Source organism: Rhizobium sp. IY2 (genome assembly GCF_047532935.1).
GTDB classification, from domain to species: Bacteria; Pseudomonadota; Alphaproteobacteria; order Rhizobiales; family Rhizobiaceae; genus Rhizobium; species Rhizobium anhuiense.
In genome coordinates, this window is the sequence record NZ_JBLKNU010000013.1 from 1 (window position 1) to 14005 (window position 14005).

16 protein-coding genes and 1 pseudogene are annotated in these 14005 nt (G+C 63.3%); 3 read left to right on the forward strand and 14 right to left on the reverse strand.

Annotated elements, in window-relative coordinates:
• The 6 genes and pseudogenes from ACMUVN_RS28800 to ACMUVN_RS28825 form a co-directional block, all read right to left on the reverse strand.
• On the reverse strand, window positions 1-273 hold a 273-nt coding region (locus tag ACMUVN_RS28800), incomplete at its 3' end, for a cytochrome c maturation protein CcmE (protein ID WP_414815447.1).
• Window positions 270-1485 (reverse strand): annotated as a pseudogene (gene ccmI, locus ACMUVN_RS28805) (c-type cytochrome biogenesis protein CcmI). The pseudogene ccmI and the gene ACMUVN_RS28800, both read right to left, overlap by 4 nt.
• 50 nt (window positions 1486-1535) lie before the next feature.
• Entirely contained in the window at window positions 1536-1958 is a 423-nt protein-coding gene (locus ACMUVN_RS28810; RefSeq protein ID WP_025554682.1) for a membrane protein, read from the reverse strand.
• A gap of 118 nt (window positions 1959-2076) precedes the next feature.
• Window positions 2077-3480: a sensor histidine kinase gene (locus ACMUVN_RS28815; RefSeq protein ID WP_025554680.1), complete on the reverse strand. Its 1404-nt coding sequence runs from the start codon at window positions 3478-3480 to the stop codon at window positions 2077-2079.
• Window positions 3470-4141 (reverse strand): response regulator transcription factor, encoded by a 672-nt coding sequence (locus ACMUVN_RS28820; protein WP_018241306.1) that lies wholly within the window; start codon window positions 4139-4141, stop codon window positions 3470-3472. The genes ACMUVN_RS28815 and ACMUVN_RS28820 overlap by 11 nt, the downstream gene beginning before the upstream one ends.
• 54 nt (window positions 4142-4195) lie before the next feature.
• Window positions 4196-4444, reverse strand: coding sequence for a hypothetical protein (locus ACMUVN_RS28825; protein ID WP_025554677.1), 249 nt, complete (start codon window positions 4442-4444; stop codon window positions 4196-4198).
• Between the two features lie 523 nt (window positions 4445-4967).
• Between ACMUVN_RS28825 and ACMUVN_RS28830 the strand changes: the two genes are divergently transcribed.
• Window positions 4968-6191, forward strand: coding sequence for an MFS transporter (locus ACMUVN_RS28830; protein ID WP_414815807.1), 1224 nt, complete (start codon window positions 4968-4970; stop codon window positions 6189-6191).
• Window positions 6192-6474: 283 nt separating this feature from the next.
• Here ACMUVN_RS28830 and ACMUVN_RS28835 read toward each other — a convergent pair whose 3' ends face one another.
• Both ACMUVN_RS28835 and ACMUVN_RS28840 read right to left on the reverse strand, forming a co-directional pair.
• On the reverse strand, window positions 6475-6780 hold the full coding sequence (locus ACMUVN_RS28835) for a Dabb family protein (protein ID WP_003546748.1): 306 nt from the start codon (window positions 6778-6780) through the stop codon (window positions 6475-6477).
• A 54-nt stretch (window positions 6781-6834) separates the two neighbouring features.
• Window positions 6835-7536, reverse strand: a complete 702-nt coding sequence (locus ACMUVN_RS28840) for a hypothetical protein (protein WP_127430372.1) — start codon at window positions 7534-7536, stop codon at window positions 6835-6837.
• A 156-nt stretch (window positions 7537-7692) separates the two neighbouring features.
• Between ACMUVN_RS28840 and ACMUVN_RS28845 the strand changes: the two genes are divergently transcribed.
• Window positions 7693-7824, forward strand: coding sequence for a hypothetical protein (locus tag ACMUVN_RS28845; protein ID WP_280178068.1), 132 nt, complete (start codon window positions 7693-7695; stop codon window positions 7822-7824).
• A 121-nt stretch (window positions 7825-7945) separates the two neighbouring features.
• On the opposite strand, the gene ACMUVN_RS28850 is transcribed toward ACMUVN_RS28845, so the two are convergent.
• The 4 genes from ACMUVN_RS28850 to ACMUVN_RS28865 form a co-directional block, all read right to left on the reverse strand.
• A complete protein-coding gene (locus ACMUVN_RS28850; protein ID WP_168333891.1) occupies window positions 7946-8503 on the reverse strand; it encodes a TetR family transcriptional regulator in 558 nt (185 codons plus the stop codon).
• Window positions 8504-8525: 22 nt separating this feature from the next.
• Entirely contained in the window at window positions 8526-8987 is a 462-nt protein-coding gene (locus ACMUVN_RS28855; protein WP_025554821.1) for a DUF1348 family protein, read from the reverse strand.
• Window positions 8988-9099: 112 nt separating this feature from the next.
• Window positions 9100-10032, reverse strand: coding sequence for a pyridoxamine 5'-phosphate oxidase family protein (locus ACMUVN_RS28860; RefSeq protein WP_183909371.1), 933 nt, complete (start codon window positions 10030-10032; stop codon window positions 9100-9102).
• 60 nt (window positions 10033-10092) lie between these two features.
• Window positions 10093-10704 carry a glutathione S-transferase family protein gene (locus ACMUVN_RS28865; protein WP_025554897.1) on the reverse strand — a complete coding sequence of 204 codons (612 nt, stop codon included), beginning with the start codon at window positions 10702-10704 and terminating at the stop codon, window positions 10093-10095.
• A 143-nt stretch (window positions 10705-10847) separates the two neighbouring features.
• On the opposite strand from ACMUVN_RS28865, the gene ACMUVN_RS28870 reads away from it, so the two are divergent.
• Entirely contained in the window at window positions 10848-11774 is a 927-nt protein-coding gene (locus ACMUVN_RS28870) for a LysR family transcriptional regulator (RefSeq protein WP_414815808.1), read from the forward strand.
• Here ACMUVN_RS28870 and ACMUVN_RS28875 read toward each other — a convergent pair.
• Together ACMUVN_RS28875 and ACMUVN_RS28880 are read right to left on the reverse strand one after the other, a co-directional pair.
• Complete coding sequence (locus ACMUVN_RS28875; RefSeq protein ID WP_414815809.1) at window positions 11744-12112, reverse strand: DUF983 domain-containing protein; 369 nt, start codon at window positions 12110-12112, stop codon at window positions 11744-11746. The genes ACMUVN_RS28870 and ACMUVN_RS28875 overlap by 31 nt on opposite strands.
• A 308-nt stretch (window positions 12113-12420) precedes the next feature.
• Entirely contained in the window at window positions 12421-13824 is a 1404-nt protein-coding gene (locus ACMUVN_RS28880; RefSeq protein WP_127430375.1) for a PLP-dependent aminotransferase family protein, read from the reverse strand.
• Window positions 13825-14005 lie beyond the last annotated feature (181 nt).

Sequence of the window (14005 nt, forward strand, 5' to 3'; positions counted from 1 at the left end):
GATGCCGGTATATCTCACCTTGACGGCATTGGCGCTGGCGTCGGTGACGGCAAATTCCACGGTCGAGCCGGTGCCGCGCACGACGCTGCCCTCGCCGACCAGGCCGCCGAGCCGGATGCGGGTTTGCGGCGCCACCGGCGTCTTCGCCAGATCGGCCGGCATGTAGAAATAGGCGACCGACTGGCTGAAGGCGAACATCACCAGCAGCACGGCGGCGGCAATGAAGCCCATGCCGCCGGCGATCACCGCCAGGCGCTTCTGCTTGCGCGTCATTGCGCCATTCCTTCCGTTGCTATGCCGAGTTCCCGGGCAAGCGCCAGCAATTGCCTGCCCTGTTCGCCGGCCGGCGGAAAGGCCGCAAGCCCGCGCTTCAGGGCGCCGGCAGCACGATCCCTATCGTTCAATACGGCGTAAGAGCGGACGAGCCGCATCCATCCCTCGAAATTGTTCGGATCCGCGCTGAGCTTGGCATCGAGGCTTTCGACCATGCCGCGGATCATCTGTTGCCGGTCGCCGGCGTTCATGGTCTCGGCGGCTGCAACATCCTGCTGCGTGGGATTGCCCGGGGCAGCCGAATTGGCGCCCGGGGCAGCCGAATTGGCGCCCGGGGCAGCCGAATTGGCGCCCGGGGCAGCCGAATTGGCGCCATTCATGGCGATGTGTTGGTTGACCAGCGGCAGCCACGGCGCATCGGGCGGCGATTGCTTCGCCAGCGCCTCGAAGGCCTGGCGCGCCTCGTCGCGCCGTCCCGCCTGCTCGCTGCTGAGAGCGATGTAGAAGCGGGCGCGCGGATTGTCAGGCTCCAGCGTCAGCGACTGTTCCAGCACCTGGCGCGCCTCCTCCGTCACCACGCCGTCGGAGACCGCCATCAGCGTCTCGGCAAGGCCGTCGAGCCGGACCGGGCTCGGGCCGAGAAGCCGGATGGCATTGCGGTAGGCCACTTGCGCATCGTTGACGCGCATCGTGCGGAAATAGATCGGCGCCAGCACGTCCCAGCCCTTGCCGTCATCGGGCTTCTCGGCCAGGTGCCGTTCGGCCTTGGTGATCAGCACCGCCACATCGTTGCCGGGGTTTTCCAGCCGCGCTTCCAGCGGCTGCGAGGGCAGGTCCGGCCTGCCCGTCGCCAAGTAAAGACAGAGCCCGAGAACCGGCAGAACCAGGAGGACGCAGGCCTCGGTGAAACGGTGATGCCGTGCGGGTTTCGGCGTCTCAACCGGTTCGTCGGCAGAGACGGCGATCAGCCGGCGGCCGATTTCCGCCCTGGCGTAGTCTGCCTCCTCCGGGGTGATCAGCCCGCCACTGAGATCCCGGTCGAGTTCACGCAGCTGGTCGCGATAGACTGCCGCCTCGCCCGCACGGATATTTTCCGCCGCCTTCGCTCCGCGCAGAAGGGGGTAGAGCAGGATGACGGCGACGACTGCCGTCAAAACGGCAACGAGAATCCAGAACAGCATACCGGCCCAAATACGTGAAGCGCGCCTTCATTCCAACTGCCAAAGCCGGAATGACGAAGATTTGAGGCTATAAGCCGCAATTCAGAGCGGCGACCAGCTGCCGTCCTCGTTGCGGCAGGCAGCGCCTCGCGCCACGGTGTCCTTGCCGTCGACGGTCAGCGTATGGGTATATTGCCGGCAGTTCTGCGAACCGACCTGATAGGGTGCGGCCGCGACGACCTTGCCGGTGACATCCTTGCCTGTCCACAGCACCGGTTGGCCGACGGCGGCGCCTTCCAGCGCCCGATATTCCGCCTCGAGCGCCCGCTGCTTGTCGCTATCGTTCAAGTTCACCCCGCTGCGGCCGACGATGCCGCCCTGCAGCGCGGTGATGAAGGTGGCCGATGCCGGGGGTTTGCCTGAAAAAATGCCGCGCGAAGCAGCGCTCTTCGTCGTCGTGCAGCCGGACAGCGCGACGGCGACGAGAAGAGCGGAAACGATCATGCCTTGCGAGCGTAAAATCATTGCGTCGAACCACGATCAGGGGTCAATTTCAGCCGATCGAAGTGCAGCGTCCCCGTGTCAGCATTAAGGCAAAGCATGCTATACATTTGCCAGTATCTTTGTGACATCAAGTAGTTGCTCATGCAACATCCTTTGTGATGCCGGGCAGGATAAGCTTCGCCTTCAACCCACCCCATTCGCCGCGGGAAAGCTCGAGCCGTCCCTGATACTCGCTGGAAATCTCGGTGACGATCGAAAGCCCGAGCCCGGTTCCGGGCTTGCTCTCGTCGAGCCGGCGGCCGCGCTTCAGCGCCTCGCGGATCTGGTCCGGCTCCAGGCCCGGCCCGTCATCCTCGACGGCGAGCTCCACCCAGTGGCGGCGTGCGCTGGCCTCCGCTCCCTTGACGTCGTCGCCGGCCTCGACGGCCGAAAGCCGCACCCTGCTTTTGGCAAAACGCGCCGCATTCTCCAGGAGATTGCCGACCGTCTCCTCGAGATCCTGCTGCTCCATCGCGACGGCCAGATGCGGCGGCGAGACGACGAGATCGAATTCGGTATCGACGTTCAGCCGGCGCATAACGCGCACCAGCCGCTCCAGCGCCGGCTCGGCATCGGTGCGGGCGAGCACGGATTCGCGCTGCGCGGCGATGCGCGCCCGATTGAGATAGGACTGCACCTGCCCCTGCATCGATTCCGCCTGGCTGCGCACCAGCTCGCCATGGGATTTTTCCAAGACACGCGCCTCGTTCAAGAGCACGGCGATCGGCGTCTTCAGCGAATGGGCGAGATTGCCGACCTGCATGCGGGCCCGCTCGACGATGCGGCGGTTGCTGTCGATCAGCGCGTTCACCTCGTTGGCGAGCGGCAGGATCTCGCGCGGGAAGTCGCCTTTCAGCTGCTCGCTCTCGCCGGCACGGATGCGCTCCAGTGCGGCGCGTGCCTTGTCGAGCGGCTTCAGGCCGTAGAGAATCGCCAGCGCGTTGACGATCAGGCTGCCGACGCCGAAACCGGCAAGCGCCAGATAGAGGCTATGGGAAAAGGTGCGCACGTCGTCCTCGACGACATCGACATTGCCGGTGACGCGGACGCGCGCGGCGCGCCCATCGGTATCGAGCACGACTTCGGTTTCGGCCACCTGCACGCGGTTTCCGGAGGCATCCGTCACCTGGTAGTAGCGCTCGTAATTCTTGTCGAAGGGCGCTTCGACCACCGAGGGAACCGGAATGAGCGCAGAGCCGAGTGACGGCGACACCAGCGGTGCTGTGGTATAGGTGCCAAGCGGTTCCACCACCCAGTACCAGCCGGTCTTCGGCTGGGCAAAACGCAAATCGCCGAGCTGCGGGCTGCCGCTGAGCGCGCCCTGATCGCCAATCGTCACCGAATTGATGACGTTATAAAGCTGCGCCCGCAACAGATCCTGAAAACCGCGTTCGGCGCTCTTGCGGTAAAGGGTGGAGATCAACAGGCCGATCACGACGAGCGCCACCGTCGACCAGACCGTGGTCAGCAGCAACACACGTGCGGTGAGCGACTTAATTCGCATGTTTCGGCGCTTGGATGCGGTAGCCGAGACCGCGCACCGTTTCGATCAGGTCGACGCCCATTTTCTTGCGCAGGCGGCCGACGAAGACTTCGATCGTGTTGGAATCGCGGTCGAAATCCTGGTCGTACATGTGCTCGACCAGCTCGGTGCGCGAGACGACCTCGCCCATGTGATGCATGAGATAGGCGAGCAGGCGATATTCGTGCGAGGTCAGCTTCAGCGTCGTGCCGTTGACCGTCGCCTTCGAGGATTTGGTATCGAGCCGCACCGGGCCGCAGATGATCTCGGATGAGGAATGCCCGGCCGCACGCCGGATCAGCGCCCGAATGCGGGCCAGCACTTCCTCGACATGGAAGGGCTTGGTGACGTAGTCGTCGGCGCCGGCGTCGATGCCGGCGACCTTGTCGCTCCAGCGGTCGCGCGCCGTCAGGATCAGCACCGGCACGCCGCGGCCGGCGCCGCGCCATTTTTCCAGAACGGTGACCCCGTCCATCTCCGGCAGGCCGATATCAAGGATGATGGCGTCATAGGGTTCGGTGTCGCCGAGGAAATGGCCCTCCTCGCCGTCGAACGCCTGGTCGACGACATAGCCCGCCTCCTTCAGCGTGTCGGCCAGCTGCCGGTTCAGATTAACGTCGTCTTCGACTACCAGGATGCGCATCGGTCCGCCTTCGTCCGCTTGAAATCATCAATGTCCTGAATAAGCCGATTCCGCTTACATCGGAACCTTTACCGTCACTTTGCGTGGACGCTGCCCATTGCCCTGCACAAGAACGGTGATGATGCAGGTATCGCCCACCGGTTGCACGGACAGGAGCTGGCCGCCCGTCTGCTCGACGACCTGGGCTGCGGCGGCGCTGCAATCGCCTGCCACGCGCAGGACAAGGGTGCTCGTGGCGTCCGATGAGGGCGCCGATACCACCAGTCCGGCGGCCAATGCTGCGACGCTCAGAGGAAAGGCCATGTGTTATGCTTTCAAGGTAATGCCAACTTGTCCCGAATATGTACTCACGCGACCTGAATGGCAAATGAATGCGCTGTAATGCAGGGCGTTTAGAACTGTACTCGACTGTTCGGGACAGCCGGTTTCAGCGCCTGGAAACCACCGCCGCGGCAAGCTCCGACGGCCTTGCCCGGCGCTTGAAAATGATGCCCTCCGGCCTTGGTATCCACGCATTCTTCATCACCTCCCGCAAAGGCGTGGAGCCGGCAGGCCCCACCCCACGGCCATTGTCTGCGAATCGGCCACGCCGTTCCGATTCCGGCCGACCGCAGCCGTATAGACCGGCCGATGTCCGCGCGCTTCAGCCCGCAACGGGTCGTCCTGAAATTGTACCGATGTTTCGTGTCATTCATCTCATCATTCCATCTTTTCGCCCGATCGGGGAAAGGCGCAGATGGCGCGACGGAATGCCGATCGCCGCTTTCGCCGACTGGTTGAAACTGTTATGTCCTTGCTGCTCCCCATTTCAGGCCGCTCAGCACCAATGCCCAAATCCTCCCGCTTCCGCTCGGCGCAGACGGTCACCGTGCTTGCCGTTACCCAGCTGATCGGCTGGGGCACAACATTCGACATGCTGGGTGTCATGGGCCGCGTCGTGGCGCCTGCTCTCGGCCTGCCGAACGAGGTGGCGTTTGCCGGCCTGACGATCATGATGATGGTCAGCGCCATTGCCGGCCCCGTGACCGGCCGCTGGCTCGGGCGCTACGGCGCCGCCCGCGTGCTTTCGGCCGCCTCGCTGACCTTTGCGCTTGGCCTGCTGCTGCTTGCCGCCGCAAACGGCATCGTGCTCTACGCCAGCGCCTGGGTCGTCATCGGCATCGGCGGCGCGTTCGGCCTGTCGGCGCCGGCCTATACCGCCGTCGTCGAGCGCGAAGGGGTAAACGGCAAACGCGTCATCGCCATCCTGATGCTGTTCACCGGACTATCGAGCGCCATCTTCTGGCCGATCCTCAGCCTGCTCAACGAGGCGGTCGGCTGGCGGCTCACCTTTCTCGTCTGCGCGGCGCTGCAATTCTTCGTCTGCCTGCCGCTGCATCTTTTCGCCCTGCCGAAACCGATCGTAGCGCAGGCCGAAGGCAGCACGGCCGAAATCGCTCCGGTGCCGCTCACCAGGGCGGCGCGGCGCAAGGCCTTCCTGCTGATTGCCGCGGCGACGACGATCACGACCTTCATCACCTTCGGCATCTCGCCATCGCTGCTCGAAATCTTCCGCCAGTCCGGCGCCTCACCGGCCTTCGCGCTACAACTCGGCTCAGCGCGCGGCGTTCTCGGCATCTCGGCGCGTTTCCTCGACATGCTGCTCGGCCGGCGCGGCAATCCCATGCTCAGCGCTGTCATGGGCATCGGGCTGATGCTGATCAGTTTCCTGACGATGCTGGTCGCCAGTCCGTCGGCGCCGCTGCTCATCACCTTCGTGCTGCTCTACGGCTTCGGCGCCGGCGTCATGACCGTCGCCCGCGCGCTTCTACCGCTGGCGCTGTTCTCGCCGGGCGAATATGGCCTGCAATCGGCCCGGCTGTCGCTGCCGCAAAACCTCGCCAATGCCATCGCCCCCGTCGTCTTCACCGCCATCCTCGACCGCGCCGGCACCGGCCCGGCCCTTTTTGCCTGCGCCGCTCTCGCGGCATTGTCACTGGCCTTCATATTGATGCTGATGGGGCTGGTGCGCGGCGCCCACGCATCGCAGCCAAGTCCGGTCGCTCCGTGAGAGCCCAGCCCGTAAAATCAGCCATTCTTAATCTGTCTTGATTATCATCGACATCGGGACGAGAGCACCTTTGCGTCCACCCAACGCGACCGCTGCAGCGATCTGGCGATGAACCGGCCGCCGCTTTTGGCGAATCTTTTGAATCGGTTGCCGTCGCCTTTTCGAAAATTGAATCCGGTGGCTCAGAAGTTGATTCAGATTCAGGGCGATGCGAATCCGGATGGCTTCTCATCCACTTGAAATTTCAACGAAATGTGGCTCGGCCGCCGGCTGCCTGGGGAAATCAGAGCGGCCGCGTCACCGCCGTGCGGCTGTCGTAGTCGGCGGCAATGCGCTTTTCCCGGAGCGGCCGCACGCGATCGATCGAGAGCTGATAATCGGGATGGGCCTTGTAGGCGGCAAGGGCCGCCTCGTCGTCGAATTCGCCGTAGACCACGAGATCGATCTCGGTGCCCAGCTGATCGGTCTTCACATTGGTGCCGATTTCCAAAAGCCGCGCATGCGGAATGCCGGTCAGTATGGAAAGCCCGGCCCTCACCTCCTGCAGATGTTCCTCCTGCACGGTGAAGAAGACGATATGGCGGATCACGCGCAAGCTCCTGTCAGATTTGTCAAAATGATGCAGCGACCTTGGCGCATCCTATCAGACGCGCGGCGCTCCAGATCTCAGCCGGGCGATAACACGCGCGCCCCAGGCCTTCAACCGCGCGCGCATGCCATGCGCAGCATCGGGACGTATCGCCGCATCGAAGGCCATGGCATAGGCTGCGAGCTTTTCCGCCCGGTCGGTACCATTGACGATGCGGCGCGCATTCACCCAGTCAGCGGTCGTCGCGTTCAGGTGATCGGCAAGCTTGTGGCCGGTAAAACTGCCCTGCAGCATGCCTTCGATCAGGATCGTCACTGCCGCGTCCATCTCCATCGCGCGGTCGGGATCGGCAACGAGGTCGATACCGGTCAGCACGCTCATCGCCTGATAATTCCGCTTATGGGTGAGTTGCACCAGGCCGCGACCGAGCCAGCTGCGGCCACCCTCATCCGGCCGCCAATAGGGCGTCTTTACCCAGGAAAGCCGGCCGGCGGCAAAGGCCGTCTCCAGGATTTCGACTGCGCGCCCATCGCTTTCGGCCAGCGTCTCCCGGACCGGCTGCATCGTGTAGGCGGTCTCGTGGTAAGCGGTTGCGAGGATATAGGCAAGCCAGCGCCAGTCGGCATCGGCAAACCGCCTTTCCCAGGCGTCGAGAATCGCCGTGATGCCCACTACCTGAGGCTGCGTCAGCTCTCCCTTGAAGAGTTCGCGCCGCACAGTATCGAAAAAGAAGGCTCGATCCATGTGGACAACCATTCCGCGCTTCCCATAAATTTCATGGTTAAAACCGTCTTAATCGATTAAAATCTATTTAATCGTTTAAAGTGTTTAAGCCACTGATTTACACACCTTTTGTCTTGTGCAATGCATCTTCTTGCCCTGAAGCCTTACCACGAAAAGAGGAGACTTCCGATGCAGATGCCCGCCAATGCCCCGACCACCATTCCCCAGCACGTTGTCGACCAGATGGAAAACGAATGGCGCCAGATTCGCCCTGAACGGGAAAATACGCGCCCGGCCCAACAGCCTCAACAACAACGCTGATATACGCAAAGCGATACCGATGTAAGCTCGAGCGCCACCCGCGCCCGATCAATGCCCCGGCCAGTCAATCGTGGCCGGGCGAATTTTCACAGTTGCCATAACGTCCCGATGGCCTGACTCATCACAGCACAGCATCAAGCCGTTTCGCCAGCGTTTCCAGCGATCGGGTGAAAACTGCTGTATCATCAAGCGCGCGCGACAGCACCAGCGCGCCTTGAATGCCCGCGACGGCCTCCTCGGCGAGCGCCAACGCCTCCTCCTCCGGACAGCCTGCCCGCATCAGCGCCGAGCGCAAGGCGCCGACCCAGCGGATGAAATAGTTGCCGATCGCTGCTGAAAACCGTTCCCGGGTCTCATCAAGCGCAAAGGCGCCGACGAGGCAGATGCGGCGGCCGGAGCGGAAATAATCGTTCACATTCGCCCACATCGCCGCGATCGCCTGATGGGCGTCGTCCTCTCTCAGCGGCCGATAGATCGCATGTTCGAACCAGGCATCGACCTCGGTGAGCACGGCGCCCGCCATCTCCTCCTTGCCGCCGGGAAAGAAGTGATAAAGGCTTCCCTTGCCGATGCCGGTGCGTTCGGTGATGCGGCTGAGCGACGTGCCCTCATAGCCGAGCTCGCGGAAGATTTCGGCGAGCAGCGGTACGATGTCGGCGCGTTCGTAGAGGGTCTTCACCGGCGGGCTTTCCTGGTTCGCTCTAGAGACCGAGTTCGCTCAGGCCCGGATGGTCGTCCGGCCGTCGGCCGAGCGGCCAATGATATTTGCGTTCCGATTCCCGGATCGGCAGATCGTTGATGCAGGCGAAGCGGCGCTGCATCAGGCCGGCGGCGTCGAACTCCCAGTTCTCGTTGCCATAGGAGCGGAACCAGTTGCCGCTGTCGTCATGCCATTCATAGGCAAAGCGCACGGCGATGCGATGATCGGTGAAGGCCCATATCTCCTTGATCAGCCGGTAATCCAGCTCCTTTGCCCATTTGCGGGTGAGGAAGGCGACGATCTCGGCGCGGCCGGTGATGAACTCGGCGCGGTTCCGCCAGCGGCTGTCCGGCGTGTAGACAAGCGAGACGCGCTCGGGATCACGGCTGTTCCAGCCGTCCTCGGCGAGACGGACTTTCTGGGTGGCGGTCTCAAGGGTGAAGGGCGGGACGAGGCTGGACATAGGTTCTCCTGGACAAGGGGTTCTCCTGGACAAGGAGCTCTCCGGTACTGAATGGTTTCATTGTACCGATCGGTACAATGATTGGCAAGGTGGGGCGAAACGGTGTTTCCCCTCATAGGTCGCGAGGCAGGCTCCAGCGCAGCGGCAGGGCATCCGGGCGGAACACGACCGCTTCGGGGGTGAAACGCCACAGCCGTTCCGCCCGTGGAAAGGCGGTAATCTCAGGGGACTCCAGCAGCACCTCGGCTCTTCCCGTCATCTGCAGCATGTCGCCGGTTGCGAAATCGACGAAGGCCAACCCCGCCTTCGGATTGACGAGGAAATTGCCGAGCGTGTTGAAGAACCGATTGCCGGGAAAATCGGGAATGGTCAGCACGCCATCGGCGCCGACATCGATAAAGCCGGCGTAGCCGCCGCGATGCGACACGTCCACCTGCCGTTCACCATTGTTGCGATCGACATAGGAGGCGACAAAGAACGTATCGGCTCCCTCGACCATCCGCCGCGCCCGATCGTCGAGCTCGCCGGAATGAAGCGGCGGTATCGCTGTGGCCAGATCGGGATCGCGGACAAAGGCGGAAGAGCGAGGCTGGATATATTGCGGGCAATTGCCGAAACTCTGGCCGACGCGCACGTGGAAAGTTCCGGCATCCGCCCTGCGGATCACACCGTTCAGCCGATTGCGCCGCCGGGTCTCGAGCTGGATGCCGAGCATCGCGATCGCATCGCCATCCTCCATGCCGGCGTCGGCAGGATCGGCCGGGTCGCGCGCCAGGCTGACATCAAGGATCTCCGGCTCCGGCGAGACCAAGAAACCCGGGTGGCCGGCCCGCACCGTCGCCCAGACCTCGCCCTTGGCATCGACCGCGCCGAGCACGATAAAGGGCAGCATCGGAAAGAAGGCGCGGTGCTGCTCCGGCATGGCCTTGCGGAGGAAATTGCGTCCCGGCCCGTCCATGCGCTCGACGACGCCGACGCTGCGCTGCATGGCGAGTTCACCTTCATGCCAGGGTGACGGCGCGTCCTGTCTTGTCTGCTCCAGCATCACGGGTCTCCTTGCGGGCATGGTTCGGGAAACCGGGACGGTGATCCGCCCCGGAGGATCTTATGCGGCAAGGCCGATCTTGGTCTTGCGAAAGCCGACGAAGCCCGGCAGCGCCTCGATGCGCGCAAGCCAGGCACGGACGTTTGGATAGGCCGAGATATCGACATTGCCCTCCGGCGCATTGGCAATGTAGCTGTAGAGCGCGATGTCCGCGATCACGGGATTGCCGCCGAGCAGGAAATTGCGGCCGTCGAGTTCCGCCTCGATCAGCGCCAGAATGCGATGCGCCCGGGCGATCACCTCGTCGGTGCGGAAGTCGGCGCCGAAGACGGTGACCAGGCGTGCAGCACATGGCCCGTAGGCGATCTCGCCTGCCGCAACCGAGAGCCATTTCTGTATCCGCGCCGCGGCCACCGCCTCTTCCGGCAGCCAGTCAGTGCGGCCGTATTTGCGTGCGAGATAGACGAGAATGGCAGAGGAATCGGCAATGACCGTGCCATTGTCGTCAAGGACCGGCACCTGGCCAAAGGGATTGAGCTTCAGGAAGCCCGGCGCCTTGTGGGCGCCCGCCGCCATGTCGACCTCGACCAGTTCATAGGGTACGCCAAGCAGCGACAGGAACAAATGGACCCGGTGCGAATGGCCGGAAAGCGGGTGATGGTAGAGTTTCATGATGGTTCCTTTGGTCTTCCTGATCGACGGGACGCGATTGCGATGGCCGTTTCGAAACCATCTGCGGCCAATTTACTGCCTTCCATCTGACTACAGTAGAATGCTAATCTGGAAGGCATACTCCCAATTCATGGAAGGATAGGATGGACCGCCTCGACGCCATGACCGTGCTTCTCGCCGTTGTCGAACAGGGCAGCCTGTCGGCCGCCTCACGGCATCTGCGATCCCCGCTCGCAACCGTCAGTCGCAAGGTTTCGGACCTGGAAGCCCATCTCAACGCCCAGCTACTGCAGAGAAGCAACCGGAAGATCACGCTGACAGAAGCGGGCCGCTCCTATGTCGAGGCGGCGCGGGAAATTCTCGACCGGGTGGAAGAAGCGGAACGGACTGCTGCCGGCGAATACAGTGCGCCGAAAGGCGAGTTGACGATGACCGCGCCGATCGTCTTCGGGCGACTGCATGTCCTGCCCGTCGTGGTGGATTTCCTGAAAGCCTATCCCGATATCAATCTGCAGCTGATGCTCGGCGACAGGCTGTCGAACCTCGTCGAGGATCATATCGACGTGGCGCTCCGGATCGGCAACCTGCCGGACAGCAACCTGATCGCCACAAGGCTCGGCGCGATCCGCCGCACGGTCTATGCCAGCCCCGATTATCTCTTGCGGCACGCCCTGCCCCGGCATCCAGGCGATCTCGTCTCGCATGACTGCGTCACCTTCGAGGGCATGGCCTCGGCGCTGAGCTGGACCTTCACTGAAGGGAAACGCGATCTCACCGTGCCGATCCATTCGCGGCTTGCCGTCAACACCGCCGAAGCCGCGGTCGATGCGGCCGTCGCCGGTCTCGGCATCACCCGCGTGCTCTCCTACCAGGCCGCACGCGCCGAAATGGCCGGGCTGCTGGTGCCGCTGCTCCAGGATTTCGAACCGCCGCCGGCGCCGGTGCATCTCGTCTATCCCGCGCAGGGGCTGGTGCCGCTGAAATTGCGGGCGCTGCTCGATTTCGCAACGCCGCGGCTGCGCGCGACGCTGAACAAGTCTCAGGCGAGCTTGCCCTCCTCCGCCTTGTAGAAATACTGGCTGGCGACCAGCCAGCCCTTCAGTGGCCGCAGCGGCGGAATGCAGGTGGCGAGCATGAAGGGGCCGGTGACCAGAAGCTGCACCCAGATCGGCGCCGAAAAGGCCACCTCCAGCCAGACGCCAAGCAGCACGCTCGGAATGCAGGCGAAGCAGATGACGAAGAAGGCCGGGCCGTCAGCCGGATCGGCAAAGGAATAATCGAGGCCGCAGACCTCGCATTGCGGCTGCAGCGTCAGAAAGCCGTTGAACATATGCCCCTCGCCGCAACGCGGGCAGCGTCCCCTGATGCCGGTCTGTATCGGAGGAAGTGGCGGATATTCGGTGTCCATGATGACCTCGTCCTATCTGGCGCGGAACATTGATTCCATCAATTCCGCACATTGAATGCATTCAATATAGTTACATTGCAAATGCATTACCAGTCAACTCGTCAGAATGCCGCAGGTTTCCTGCCGGCTGGCCGGGGCTGATCAACGGCAAACATGAAAATGGAGATCAAAGCGGCGCCATAACGGGAGCGCACCGAATGCGGCGGCCGCATTCGGCCATCCCGAACGGTTCGAGTCGCGGCGGATTTGATGGGTGACCCTTCCGGCTTTCGGATGCGCCCGGTAGGTTCAGCCGCAACGCTTGAACGTCAGAAGAACGAGGCCGCCATCTCGGGCGGGCCTTCCAGCGCATGGGCCATGAATTCCAGCGCGCCCTGCAACTTCTCCCGGGTGATCGGTCCGCCGAGGCAGACGCGCACCGCCTCGGGCGCCGTGCCCTCCACCGTGAAGGCATCGCTTGCGACGACGCCGATGCCGGAGGAGCGGGTATGGCTGCCGAAGGTGGAGCGGGTCCAGCCGTTGGAAAGCGGCAGCCAGATGTTGAAACTGATCGGATCGGCGCGGTAGCTGCCGGCAGGCAGGATGGTGGCGACCATCTGCTGGCGGGCGGCGGCCTCGGCACGGATGAAGCGCAGGATCGTATCGGCGGTGCCATCCTCGATCCAGCGGGTGGCGAGCGCCACGGTCAGCGGCGAGGCCATGACGTTGTTGGCGCGCATCGCGCTGACGAAGGGCCATACGGCCTTGCTGTCGGGCGCCACGACATAGGCAAGGCGCAGGCCCGCACCGATGCATTTTGCCAGTCCGCCAATATGCCAGGTCAGATCAGGCGCTGTTGCCGCGAGCGGCGCCGGACCTTGCTGCGGAATGAAGCCGTAGGCATCGTCTTCGACAATCGGCACGTGATATTTGCGGGCAACGGCGCAGATTTCCTCGCGCCGCCTGACCGGGATGGTCAGCGTCGTCGGGTTCTGCAGCGTCGGATTGAGATAAAGCGCCTTCGGCTTCAATCTCTCGCAGGCCTCGGCAAAGGCGTCGGGCAGGATACCGTCCTCGTCCATCGGCAGGCCGGTCAGATTGAGCCGCAGCTGGGCGGCGATCGAGCGCATGCCGGGATAGGTGATGACTTCCGAAAGCACGGTTTCGCCGGGTTTTGCCAGCAGACCAAAAATCGCCAGCAGGGCCGGATGGGCGCCTGGCGTGACGAAGATCCGCTCCTGCGACGGCACCAGCCCGCGACGGCTGAGCCAGGAGGCTGCAGCCTCCTTGTCCATGCTGGAGCCGCCGAAACCCTGATAGCGCAGCAGCGGAATGAGGCTCGCCACTACTGCCGACATGCCCTCGCGCATGCGGGCAATCAGTTCCGGGTCATCCGGCTCCGGCGGCATGTTCATCGAGAAATCGACGACGGAGGCGCGGCGGGGATCGGGCGCGGCGTCGGGCGCAAAACCCTGGCGCTCCTTGTCGGCGCCACCGGTGACGAAGGTGCCGCGGCCGACATGCGAATCCACCAGCCCGCGCTTCTGCGCCTCGACATAACCTCTGGCTACCGTCGTGAAATCGACATTCAGCCGCTTGGCGAGTTCACGTTGCGGCGGCAGCCGGTCCCCAACCACCAGATGCCCGCTGCGCAAATCCATTTCGATCACGTCGGCGATCGCCATATAACGAGGACTGCTGCTGCGGCTGAGATCGGGATGCCAGTCTTTCATGTCGTGATCCGTGTCAGTCTGATTCCTGATGAGATTGACGGTATATTGTTGCACAATGCCGCTGTCACGAAAAATGTCGCGCGCCAAGTTGGGGAAGCGACGCTGGCCGGTATGGCGCAGCTTTTGCGCACTCCTTGATACGTTTTAATGACGGATTGTCGCCGGATTTGACTGCTATTTG

What these genes read in the sequence shown, in the direction of transcription:
- ACMUVN_RS28810 (WP_025554682.1), bottom strand. Translation starts at nt 1,958, where the DNA reads ATGATTTTACGCTCGCAAGGCATGATCGTTTCCGCTCTTCTCGTCGCC.
- ACMUVN_RS28815 (WP_025554680.1), bottom strand. Translation starts at nt 3,480, where the DNA reads ATGCGAATTAAGTCGCTCACCGCACGTGTGTTGCTGCTGACCACGGTC.
- ACMUVN_RS28820 (WP_018241306.1), bottom strand. Translation starts at nt 4,141, where the DNA reads ATGCGCATCCTGGTAGTCGAAGACGACGTTAATCTGAACCGGCAGCTG.
- ACMUVN_RS28825 (WP_025554677.1), bottom strand. Translation starts at nt 4,444, where the DNA reads ATGGCCTTTCCTCTGAGCGTCGCAGCATTGGCCGCCGGACTGGTGGTA.
- ACMUVN_RS28830 (WP_414815807.1), top strand. Translation starts at nt 4,968, where the DNA reads ATGCCCAAATCCTCCCGCTTCCGCTCGGCGCAGACGGTCACCGTGCTT.
- ACMUVN_RS28840 (WP_127430372.1), bottom strand. Translation starts at nt 7,536, where the DNA reads ATGGTTGTCCACATGGATCGAGCCTTCTTTTTCGATACTGTGCGGCGC.
- ACMUVN_RS28845 (WP_280178068.1), top strand. Translation starts at nt 7,693, where the DNA reads ATGCAGATGCCCGCCAATGCCCCGACCACCATTCCCCAGCACGTTGTC.
- ACMUVN_RS28855 (WP_025554821.1), bottom strand. Translation starts at nt 8,987, where the DNA reads ATGTCCAGCCTCGTCCCGCCCTTCACCCTTGAGACCGCCACCCAGAAA.
- ACMUVN_RS28860 (WP_183909371.1), bottom strand. Translation starts at nt 10,032, where the DNA reads ATGCTGGAGCAGACAAGACAGGACGCGCCGTCACCCTGGCATGAAGGT.
- ACMUVN_RS28865 (WP_025554897.1), bottom strand. Translation starts at nt 10,704, where the DNA reads ATGAAACTCTACCATCACCCGCTTTCCGGCCATTCGCACCGGGTCCAT.
- ACMUVN_RS28870 (WP_414815808.1), top strand. Translation starts at nt 10,848, where the DNA reads ATGGACCGCCTCGACGCCATGACCGTGCTTCTCGCCGTTGTCGAACAG.
- ACMUVN_RS28875 (WP_414815809.1), bottom strand. Translation starts at nt 12,112, where the DNA reads ATGGACACCGAATATCCGCCACTTCCTCCGATACAGACCGGCATCAGG.
- ACMUVN_RS28880 (WP_127430375.1), bottom strand. Translation starts at nt 13,824, where the DNA reads ATGAAAGACTGGCATCCCGATCTCAGCCGCAGCAGCAGTCCTCGTTAT.